The following is a 9,353-nucleotide window of genomic DNA, read 5'->3' as shown; positions in this document are numbered from 1 at the left end:
TTGGAGAGAATGATGCAAGTATTAAAACTGGGAATAAAGCAGTTGCTATAAGTGCCCATATATACTTTAATTTTAATTTACTTCTATATAATAAGTTTACACCTTTTGCATCTATTAGCTTTGATCCTATTTTTAGTCTAACTAAAAATGTACTAGCCATACCAGGTCTTCCTTTTTCTAAGAAGTCTATCATATTGGAATGTGTTCCTACAGCTACTATAAGTTCAGCCTTATACTCATAGGCAGTAAGCATAGCTATATCCTCACTTGTTCCAGGCGCAGGAAATACCACAGATTCCAATCCTAAGTCTTGTACTCTCTTAAGTCCAGGTGCCCTTCCGTCTGTGTATGCATGAACAACTATTTCTTTTGCTTTTTGTAAAGCTTCATCACTTACACTATCCATATCTCCTACAATTACGTCTGGAGTATATCCAAACTCTAGTAAAGCGTCAGCTCCACCATCTACACCTACTAGTATAGGTTTCATTTCTTCTATGTACGATAATATTGTACTTAAGTCTTGCTTATAGTCCTGACCTCTAACAACTATCAATACATGTCTATTTTTGTAATCTGTACTTACTTCTGGTATTTCAACTTCTCCAAGAATAAGTCCTTTTTCTTTTTTAGCATAATCTATAGTATTATCTATAAATCTATCCAACTCTACAGCTAAATTTTCATATGCCAATCTTATCTTGTTATCAACTTCGTCTTTATCTAATACTTCTCCTTGGCCTAATAATTCTCCATCTCTATAGATTTTTCCATCTATAACTTCTATTATTTGCCCCTCCTGTAAGTTGTTGAATAGTTCTTCACCTACATTGTCTACAATAAGTATATTTTTATCTACAAGTATTCCAGGTCCTTTATTTGGGTATCTACCACTTATAGATTGAGATGCATTTATAACAAGTTTTATCTTTCCCTCTACTAATGAATTTGCAGCAACTTCATCTACATCTTTATGATTTATAACTGCTATTTCTCCGCCAGTAAGTCGCTTTGCAAGCCTTTTTGTTTTTCTGTCTACCTTAATAGGGGCTTCGACTCTCATACTTAAAACCTCCAATTTTCGTTTTTGAAATCACATTACATTATAGCATTATTTTACAACAATTTAAATAATTAAAATTGTGCGCACTTCTTATAAGCTATTTATAATATTAATTAAATCTGTTTTATTGTTTATATTAGGATTTTCAATCACATTATATAGTAAAAAGTTTAATTTTTCACCTATTTCCTTGCCTTTATAGCCTAAAGCATTTAAATCCCTTCCATTTAGTGCTAATTCTTTTAATGAATAACATTCTTTATTTAAATCAATTTCTTTAATTAAATTATTTATTTTGTCATAATATTTTTTTTCAAATTCCATATCCAATACTTTTTTTACATATAATAAATAATTTAGACTTTCATGTCCTATTTCCTTTAAATAAATCTTTATAGACACTTTATCATCGATTATTTTATTATCTAGATTATCTAAAATTGTAATGCATTGACTTTTTATTTTGTTAGAATATCTTAATAATTCCAATATTTTTTTGCTTTCGTTAATGTCCCCTAGAATATACATAAATATACTTAATCTTATCACTAAATCTTTTTTACTCGACTTAAGTTTGATTAAGTCATTTTTGTTCATTTTTATATTTTTCATTTCAAATATATCAAACATTTTTGCGTCGTAAAGCATATATATTTTTTCAGGATAATTACTAAGTAAAATTTTATTTAATTCCTCTTGTATTCTTTCTGAGCTTATATTTTTTATCAATTTTATATTTTTATAAATACTTTCTAATGTTTTACTATCTATTTTGAAATTAAGTTTAGAACTAAATCTAACAGCTCTTATTATTCTTAACCCATCCTCTTTGAATCTTTCATCTGCATTTCCAACTGTTCTTATTATTTTTTTATTTATATCTTCTATACCATCAAATGCATCAACTATACCTACTTTATGATTATAGGCAATAGAGTTTATAGTAAAATCACGTCTTTTTAAATCTTGTACTATATCACTTGTAAACTCTACAGATTCAGGTCTTCGGTTGTCAGAGTACGTCCCATCAATTCTATATGTTGTAATTTCATATTCATTTTTATTTTTTATTAAAGTTATGGTTCCATGCTTTATCCCAGTTTCAATTATTTTATAATTTTTAAATATACTTATTGTATCTGTAGGTTTTGCATTTGTAGTTATATCATAATCATTAGGTTTTATTCCTACAATTGAGTCTCTTACACATCCTCCTACTATATAAGCTTCATATCCATTTTCATATATATCATTTATTATCTCTTTTACATCAGTTGGTATATTTATTTTCATCATTTCACCTCAATTTAGTAAACTACTATCTATTTTATACATTTACACAAAAAAATAAAGCCTTCAATTTATGAAGACTTTATTTTTCATAATTTATTATTTAACCATACTGTGTTCTAATCTTAATTTATCTGCAATCATTGCTATAAACTCTGAGTTTGTTGGTTTCCCTTTTGTATTATGAACTGTATATCCAAATAATTGATTTATAGTATCAACCTTACCTCTGCTCCATGCAACTTCTATCGCATGTCTTATAGCTCTTTCAACCCTACTTGGAGTCGTGTTAAACTTTTTAGCTATACTTGGGTATAGTTCCTTTGTTACTGCCCCTAATAATTCAACATTCTCTATAACCATTTTTATAGCTTCTCTTAAATATAAATATCCTTTTATATGAGCTGGAACTCCTATTTCGTGTATTATATTTGTTATTTCAGTTTCTATATTTCCTACATTTTTCACGAAATCAGTTTTAGTCATTTTTATATCCATATTGTTATTTGATCTTGAATTAGAATCTACTACTGTATTTTTATTTGAAACTAATCCTCTTATTCTATTTATAAATATTACAAAGTCAAAAGGTTTAACTATGTAATAGTCTGCTCCTAAGTTTATTGCACTTTGTGTTATTTTATCTTGACCTACTGCAGATAATACTATTATCTTAGGCATTTTAGGTAAGTTCATAGCATTTAATTTTTCAATTACCCCTAATCCATCAAGATGTGGCATTATAACATCTAAAACTAATACATCTGGTTGTGTTCTTGAAACTAAATCTAAAGCTTCTATTCCATCCTTTGCAATTCCTAATATTTCAATATCATCCTCATTAGATAAATACTCTCTTAATACTTGACAAAAATCCCTGTTGTCATCTGCTAAAACTATTTTTATTTTTTCGCTCATTAAATTTTTCCCCCCATAGAATTATAAATTTATTTAAATATTTTCTAATTTTTCACTAATAACCTATTCGACATTTAATATTTATATTCCTTCTGTTTATTTTTATTTTTATATATATACTTATATTATCATCTTATCTATAAAAATTCCATATCCTATTTTAGAGTTATCTATAAAAACATGTGTCACAGCTCCAATTATTTTATCATTTTGTATAATAGGTGCTCCACTCATTCCTTGAACTATACCACCAGTATAATTTATCAATCTCTCATCTACTACTTCAATCACCATATCTTTATCATCTTTTTTGTTATTATATTTAATTTTTTTTATGTTTATTTGATATTGCCCGATTTTTCCATCTTTATTTTGAAATAAAATTATTGCTGGTCCAAGCTTTATATCTTTACTGTCACCAACTTCTAACATTTTTTCTTTTCCTTCATTATCATATGTCGTTAAATTACCACTTATTCCAAAACTGTTATTTTTTTTAAAATTACCTACCGGTTTATCGCCATCAAATTCAGCTTTTATTTGCCCTACATGTTTAACTCTTCCCTTTTCAATCGAAATGTCTTCAGCATTGTATATATTTCCACTCTTAACTTTTATCAATTCATTTGTATCTACATCTTTTATTGGGTGTCCTAATGCCGAAAATGTATTGTTTTGTGGATTATAAAATGTCATAGTGCCTATTCCCGAAATTTTATCTCTAATCCAAATTCCAAGTTTATATTCGTTATTTTCTTTTTTAACTGGAATTTGCTTTGATATTAATTCTCCATCCCTGTCGATTATTATCTCAACTAAATCTTTATTATAGTTATGTAAAACTTTTTTTACATCTTTACTACTATATACATTAACTCCATTTATACTGATTATATTATCTCCAGCTTCCACTCCATCTATATAATCAACACTTGAATCTTCATTATCTAATACTAATATTCCATCTGTGTTAGCCCTTATACCTACCACATTGCCAAGTGGAACTAAATATCTTGTTTCTTTTTTATTTTCTGGTTTCGATATTCCCAATACAAATATAGGTATTATTAAGAGTAAAGATAAAACTATATATATTTTTTTCATTTTATATCGTCCCTTCATAAATTTATATACATATAGTTCCATTTTTCATTTATTTTTATCCAGCTTAATCCAAATATAATTTTACGCAAAAAAAATACCTAATTAATTAGGTACTTTTTTTGCAAGTTCTATTATTTCACTAGCATGTTCCATTGTTTTTTCAGTTATATTACTTCCTGCTATAAGTCTTGCTATTTCATCTTTTCTTTGATTATCATCAAGTCTACTTATAACAGTAAATGTTCTTTCATTAGATGTCTTTTTCTCAATGCAATAGTGAGTGTCTGCATTTGCTGCAATTTGAGGTAAATGTGTTATACAAATTATTTGCTTTTTCTTAGCTATCAATGATAATTTTTCTCCAACAATCTGAGCTGCTATACCACTTATACCTGTATCTATTTCATCAAACACAAGAGTGTCTATTTCATCTATGTCTGCTAAAATTGTCTTAAACGCTAACATAAATCTAGACATCTCTCCTCCTGATGCTACCTTATATATAGGCTTTATATCTTCTCCTAGGTTAAATGAAATCATAAATTCTATATCATCTTGTCCTTTTGCATTAAATGTAGATTTACCAAACGAAACTTCAAACACTACATTTTTCATGTTTAAGCTTTTAAGCTCATACAATAGTTTTTCTTGAAGGTTTCTTGCTACTTCTTTTCTTTTCTGAGTTAATTTTTCAGCTTTAACTTTTAAAATGTCTTCGACTTTTTTAAGCTTTAACTTTAACTCTTCAACTTTTTCATCTCTATTTAAAATTTCTTCTAATCTTTCATTTATTTTATCTTTATATGCTAAAATTTCTTCTATTGTATCTCCATATTTTCTTCTAAGAGTATTTATTTCATCTACTCTCTGCTCTATTTGTTCTAATTCATAAGGTGAAAAATCAATGTTTTCTTTATAACTTCTAATGTCTCTAGATATATCTTGAAGCTCATACATTATTCGCTCTATTGTATCATTATAATCATTTAATTTTTCATCATATTGAGCTATGGCACCTAAATCACCTAGTGATTTAGATATAAGATCTACAGAATTTATACTTCCATCATATAAATTTAAATATGCATTATTTAAGTTAGTAAAAATCTTTTCACCATTTCTATAGACTTCTCTTTGTTTTAATAAATCTTCATATTCATTTTCATTTAAGTTTGCTGATTCTATTTCATTTATTTGAAATTTTATCAAGTCTATCTCTCTTTGAATTTGCATATCATCTTTATTCTCTGTTAGTACATTTAAAGCTTTTTTTACTTCATTGTATTCAATATATGTCTTTTCATAATCACTTTTAGATTCATATAAGAGTTCTTCTCCAAATAAGTCTAAAAAATCAATATGTGTATCTTTATCAAATAAAACTTGATTTTGATGTTGTCCATGTATATCAATTAAGTAGTTAGAAATTTCTTTTAAAAATGATACTTTTACATTCCTTCCATTTATTCTTGATATACTTTTTCCGTCATCAAATATTTCTTTACTTATTATTATTTGATTATCCTCTTCTATATCTATTCCATTTTCTAGTAGCTTCTCTTTAAGTTTTTGATTATTAACATCAAATAAAGCTTCTACTAAACCTTTTTCTGTGCCTTTTCTTAAAAAGGATCTATCATATTTTCCACCTAGACATAAACCTAAAGCTCCTATTATTATAGATTTACCTGATCCAGTTTCTCCAGTTAATATGTTTAGATTCTTGTCTATATCTAGCCTTAGTTCCTCTATTAATGCACAGTTTTTCATATATAATTCAAGGATCAATTTAAATCCCCCTCTTTATTACATTAAATTATGTGAATTGTCTACAACTTTATCTATAGTTATTTTAAACTCTTCTTTATTGTATTCATAACCTTCATTAGAGTTTTTTAAATGAATTAAATATTCAATATTACCTTCAGGTCCTTTTATAGGAGAGTAATCTAATCCTAATATTGTAAACCCGATTTCTGCTGCAAAATCTGCTACTTTTTCTATAACTTCTATATGTGTAGATTTTTCTCTTACTACACCTTTTTTACCAACTTTTTCTCTTCCAGCTTCAAATTGAGGTTTTATTAATGCTACTACTTGTCCACTTTGATCTAATAATTCTTTTGCTTTTGGTAAAACTAATTTAAGAGATATAAAAGAAACATCTATAGATGCAAATTGCCCAAATTCTTTAGTATCTTCTATAGTTACATGTCTTATGTTTGTTCTTTCCATACATACAACTCTCTCATCTTGTCTAAGTTTCCAAGCAAGTTGTCCATACCCTACATCTATTGAAAATACTTTTTTTGCTCCATTTTGAAGCATACAATCTGTAAATCCACCTGTTGATGCTCCTATATCTAAACAAACTTTGTTCTCTAATGTTATATCAAAGTTTTTCATTGCCTTTTCAAGCTTTAGGCCACCTCTACTAACATATGGTATAGGGTTCCCTTTTACCTCTATTTTACTTTCTTCTTTAACCTCTGAGCCAGCCTTATCACATCTTTGATTGTCTACAAATACTAGTCCAGCCATTATAGCTTTTTTAGCTCTTTCTCTACTGTCAAAATATCCTTGTTCTACAAGTAATACGTCTATTCTTTTTTTCATATAAATTACCTTTCTATCTTAATAAACTCTCAATTTGTTGAGCTATACCTGAAGATGAGATTCCATATTGTTCATATAATACATTAACATCCCCGTGAGGAATAAATTCGTCTTTAATACCAATATTTATAATCTCATTATCAAGCTTATTGTCTATAATAAATTTATTTATTCTACTACCAAATCCACCTGTAAGTACATTGTCTTCTACAGTAACAATATATTCATGATTTTTAGCTAAATCCATTATAAGTTTTTCATCTATAGGCTTTAAAAATCTTGCATTAACTAAAGTTGGATTAATACCTGATTTATTTAATATATCTACTGCTTCAATCGATTGCTTAACCATATTGCCTATTGCTAATATAGCAATATCTTTACCTTCGCTTAATAGTTCGTACGTACCAACTTTTATAGGCTTGTACTCACCCTTATCCACAAAGTAACTACTTCCTCTTGGATATCTAATAGCCATAGGTCCTTCTATTTCTAAAGATAAATCCATCATTAACTCTAGTTCCTTTGTATCTTTAGGAGCCATTACAGTCATGTTTGGTATATTATTCAAATAACTTAAATCAAATATTCCATGATGTGTTTCACCATCATTACCTACAAGTCCCGCTCTATCTATAAGTAAAGTTACATTCTTACTTGTTATAGCAATATCATGTATTATTTGATCATATGCTCTTTGTAAGAAAGATGAGTATACTGCAAAATATGGTTTCATTCCAGCTTTTGCTAGTCCTGAACTAAATGTAACTGCATGTTGTTCTGCAATACCAACGTCATAATATCTATTTGGGTATATTTCAGAAAACTTATTTAAACCTGTTCCTGATGGCATTGCAGCTGTTATAGCAACAACATTTTCATCTTTAGTTGCAAGGTCTATTAACTTTTCTCCAACTACTGCAGATATACTCTTTGATGAAGATGGCTTTAATCCAGTTTTTATATCAAATTTAGAAACTCCATGATATTTATGTGGCTCATCTTCTGCAAACTTGTAACCTTTACCTTTTTTTGTTATTACATGAAGTAGTATAGGTCCATTTTGTTGTTTTGCTTTTTCTAATGTTTTTACTATTTCATCTATGTCATGTCCATCTATAGGCCCTAAATAAGTTATTCCTAAAGAATCAAAAAAAGCACATTCTTGTAATGTAAAGTTTCCCTTTATGCTATCTTTTACTTTGCCTGCCGTTTTAGATAGTATATTGCCTCCAGGAGTAACATTTAATATTTTTTCAACTTCATCTTTAACCTTATTGACAGTTGAATTTTTTATAATAGCTGATAAATGTTTAGACATTCCTCCAACATTTTCATCTATAGACATTTCATTGTCATTTAATATTACTATCATATTCGTATTTATATATCCTATATGATTAAGAGCCTCTAAAGCCATTCCTCCTGTTATAGATCCATCTCCAATTATAGATACTACAGAAAAATCTTCACCTTTTATATCTCTAGCACATGCAATTCCACTTCCTACAGATATAGATGTACTACTATGCCCTGTATCAAATATATCATGTTCACTTTCACATTCTTTCGGAAATCCACTTAACCCATTAAATTGTCTTAATGTATCAAACTGATTTTTTCTTCCTGTAAGTATCTTGTGAACATAAGCCTGGTGTCCTACATCCCATATAAATTTGTCTTTTGGACTATCAAATACTTTGTGTAGTGCTAAAGTAAGCTCTACAACACCTAAATTAGATGCTAAATGTCCACCTGTCTTAGAAACTGATCTCACTAAAAATTTTCTTATGTCTTTAGCTAGTAAATCTAGCTCTTTAGTGCTCATTTTTTTTATATCTTTAGGAGAATTTACATTATTTAAATAATTATACATAACTTTCTCACCTTTTATCTAAGTAGTTTTTAGCATTAATACTTTAACTAAATACCAATGCTGTAATAATTCCTAAAATAGCGCCAAAAAAAACTTCTACTGGCGTATGTCCTACTAATTCCTTTAATTTTTTTTGTTCAATATGCTTTTTATGTTGTAAATCATCTACAATTTGATTTAATATTACTGCTTGCTTTCCAACTGCGCGTCTTACTCCAGATGCATCATACATTATTATCATAGAAAACACTGTAACTACTGCGAATTCTGTTGAATTAAATCCATACTCCATTCCTACTAATGTAGATAAGGATGTAACAAAAGAACTATGAGAACTTGGCATACCTCCAGAAGTAAATATCCTAGATATTTGAATCTTTTTTTGATCTCCTGTAAAAATCTTAAAAAGTTGTGCCAAGAAACAAGCAAACATACTTATAAGCAACACTTTGTTGCTAAAAATTCCTGAAATAAAGCTCATCGTTC

8 protein-coding genes are annotated in these 9,353 nt (G+C 28.1%); all 8 read right to left on the bottom strand.

The genetic code is table 11. The features are described from left to right. Positions 1–1,063, bottom strand: a 1,063-nt coding sequence (steA, locus tag ACRDDE_RS02225; RefSeq protein WP_438625228.1) for a putative cytokinetic ring protein SteA, incomplete at its 3' end; no start/stop codon positions are given. Positions 1,064–1,153: 90 nt separating this feature from the next. After that, positions 1,154–2,356: a CCA tRNA nucleotidyltransferase gene (locus ACRDDE_RS02220; RefSeq protein WP_438625226.1), complete on the bottom strand. Its 1,203-nt coding sequence runs from the start codon at positions 2,354–2,356 to the stop codon at positions 1,154–1,156. Between the two features lie 96 nt (positions 2,357–2,452). Continuing rightward, the gene (gene spo0A, locus ACRDDE_RS02215) at positions 2,453–3,271 is read right to left on the bottom strand and encodes a sporulation transcription factor Spo0A (RefSeq protein ID WP_438625224.1); all 819 of its coding nucleotides are present in this window, start codon (positions 3,269–3,271) and stop codon (positions 2,453–2,455) included. Positions 3,272–3,391: 120 nt separating this feature from the next. Next, positions 3,392–4,375, bottom strand: a complete 984-nt coding sequence (locus ACRDDE_RS02210; RefSeq protein WP_438625222.1) for a SpoIVB peptidase S55 domain-containing protein — start codon at positions 4,373–4,375, stop codon at positions 3,392–3,394. A gap of 102 nt (positions 4,376–4,477) precedes the next feature. Then, positions 4,478–6,163 carry a DNA repair protein RecN gene (gene recN, locus ACRDDE_RS02205; protein WP_438625220.1) on the bottom strand — a complete coding sequence of 562 codons (1,686 nt, stop codon included), beginning with the start codon at positions 6,161–6,163 and terminating at the stop codon, positions 4,478–4,480. Between the two features lie 18 nt (positions 6,164–6,181). Beyond that, positions 6,182–6,991: a TlyA family RNA methyltransferase gene (locus ACRDDE_RS02200; protein ID WP_438625218.1), complete on the bottom strand. Its 810-nt coding sequence runs from the start codon at positions 6,989–6,991 to the stop codon at positions 6,182–6,184. A gap of 13 nt (positions 6,992–7,004) precedes the next feature. Beyond that, positions 7,005–8,867: a 1-deoxy-D-xylulose-5-phosphate synthase gene (gene dxs / locus ACRDDE_RS02195; protein WP_438625217.1), complete on the bottom strand. Its 1,863-nt coding sequence runs from the start codon at positions 8,865–8,867 to the stop codon at positions 7,005–7,007. Between the two features lie 43 nt (positions 8,868–8,910). Beyond that, on the bottom strand, positions 8,911–9,348 hold the full coding sequence (locus ACRDDE_RS02190) for a divergent PAP2 family protein (RefSeq protein WP_438625216.1): 438 nt from the start codon (positions 9,346–9,348) through the stop codon (positions 8,911–8,913). Positions 9,349–9,353: the final 5 nt, after the last annotated feature.

The sequence above is a fragment of the Paraclostridium sp. genome (genome assembly GCF_051656405.1).
GTDB lineage: Bacteria > Bacillota > Clostridia > Peptostreptococcales > Peptostreptococcaceae > Paraclostridium.
The sequence above is the reverse complement of the archived record's forward strand: the minus strand, read 5'-3'. Positions and strand labels throughout refer to the sequence as shown.